General features: G+C 48.2%; 1 protein-coding gene. It reads left to right on the forward strand.

The window, feature by feature from the left end; translation table 11 throughout:
- Nucleotides 1–630: 630 nt before the first annotated feature.
- Nucleotides 631–1,197 carry a carboxymuconolactone decarboxylase family protein gene (locus L7E55_RS17450; RefSeq protein WP_277445636.1) on the forward strand — a complete coding sequence of 189 codons (567 nt, stop codon included), beginning with the start codon at nt 631–633 and terminating at the stop codon, nt 1,195–1,197.
- Nucleotides 1,198–2,175 lie beyond the last annotated feature (978 nt).

Below are 2,175 nucleotides of genomic sequence, written 5' to 3' on the forward strand. Positions count from 1 at the left end.
GTGAAATGGTCGGGTACTTATTCAACGCCAGCCATCGGATTTGCTGTTACGAGCAACAAATCCAAGTCTATTTTGACACAACTGGCGATCGGTTTTCAAGGTTCATCGAAAAATTTTGGCCTTCACAGCCATTTTTGTTGTTGTGGAATTGGTGCTATTTACCATTAACTGCATAACTCATGTATTAATTATTCTTCACTTTCAAAAAGATAATTGTTATGGTATATATTCAGTGAAACCGGTATCAAGGTATGGCGTTATCACCGCTCACTCCAATGCTCAGCGCCGACAGCACCACGGCTCGCTTCGGACCGAACTAGCGGCGCTGCAAAGGCGGCGATAGGCTGGTTATGGGAGAAACCCGTTATCCACCAAACTAATTATACTCAAATTCATAACGTTGGTAGCCCGCTGGTTTCGCGCCGCAGTTCGGTTACCCTCGCTTCGCCGGGTGCTGTTACCGGCGCTCCGCAAGTCGTTCACTAATGATAACGCCATACCTCAGCTTGGTTTACTGAATAGTTACTTGTTATGATAGTCCGGTAGATACCGGTTCAATAAAATAAAATTGATGGATCAGTAATTATATTTTTATCTTATGTAAGAATTAACATATGGGGGTAAAATCATATGACGGGAGTATGCAAAGGAAAAAGTAATACTAAAAGAGATGAGAAAAGGGAGCCACGTCTGCCACTGGTGCCGGTTGAGGAGATGCCTGAGAAGACGCGTAAAATGATCCTGGCCAGCGGGCCGACCAACAGCCTGAATATTAATAAGATGATGGCCCACGCGGAGAACAGTGTGCGTCATTATATGCGGCTGGGCAGTTCGTTATTGTCACAGGTGAAACTGGACGCGCGCCTGCGTGAGTTATCCATACTGAGGGTGGCCATTTTGTGCGATTCTTATTACGAGTGGTACCAGCACGAAAAGATGGCGCGGGAGGCGGGGGTTCCGGAAGAAAAAATTGCCGGTGTAAAAATAGGCCCGGATGAGGAATGCTTCAGCGGGTTGGAGAGGTTGGTGCTGGAGTACACTGATGAAGTTACTGTTAAAGTCAAGTCCACTGACGAAACGTTTCGCAAGCTGGCGGAACGTTTTGATCACCGTGAACTGGTGGAACTGACCTTAATTATCGGTTTTTACAATATGGTGGCCCGTTTTTTGGAAAATACGGAAGTGCAAGTGGAATGAATGTCCGACTTTTCTAATTAAAATTATTATTTAAAATTTTCAAAAAATATATTGACAATATAAGTTCCGCCGCGTATAATGAAAGTGTCCCAGGAAATAGCTCTCAAGTTAAAGTACTGGGAGGAAAACCCCCGGCAGGTTCGGTGACCGGTAGCTGGGAAACGCCGAAACGGTAGAGCTGTAACCGGAAGCGGTTCAAAGGAAGGTTGGCTGAAAAGCCTTATGACTTATCAGTCAACCGGTCAGGTCAAACTAAAACCCTGTGGCTAAGGTAAAGCCCGGCGCGGATTAGTGCACTGAAAGCCCGGCAGTTGAAGTAAAGCTGTTGGGGAAGTAAGGAGACCGGTACCGTAGTGAAGTAAGGGTTCAAAGGAAGATCACTGAAAAGCCTGAGGGTGAAGTAAGGGTCGACCAGGTTGGCTGAAATTCCGAAGGCTATGGTAAGCCCGGAGAAGAGTAGGGAAGCTGAAAGTCCGGCGGCTGAAGTAAAGCCGCTGGAGGAGTAAGGGACCGGTACCCCGTAAGTGAAGGGAGTTCAAAGGCAGGCTGTTGAAAAGCCAGGAGGGCTAGTCAAGAACCGGCCAGGTTGACTTAGGTTCCGAAGGCTAAGGTAAAGCCGGAGGGACGGTAAGGAAAAACCGAAAGCGCGGTGGTTGAGGTAAACTGCTGAAGGAGTAGGTAAACCGGTGCCCCGAAGCTTAATGAGTTCAAAGGAAGACCTCTGAAGAACCGGCTGGTGAAGTAAGAGGTCGACCAGGTTGCTGAAAGGCTGATGGCTGGAGTAAAGTCGTTGGGCGGGTCAAGCAGCCGGTACCAAGGTTAAAGCCGGGAGTAAGCGTGAGCGCGGCGAAGATTCCCGTGAGGGAGAAACCGGACGCCAGGAAAGGAAGATAGTAATATCGACCGGACCGATACGCGGGGGGATAAAGGAGGGATGTACTGAGTTGCAGTACACCTCGGGTAAAGGGTAGGCAGATT

The organism is Pelotomaculum isophthalicicum JI (assembly GCF_029478095.1).
Lineage (GTDB): Bacteria > Bacillota > Desulfotomaculia > Desulfotomaculales > Pelotomaculaceae > Pelotomaculum_D > Pelotomaculum_D isophthalicicum.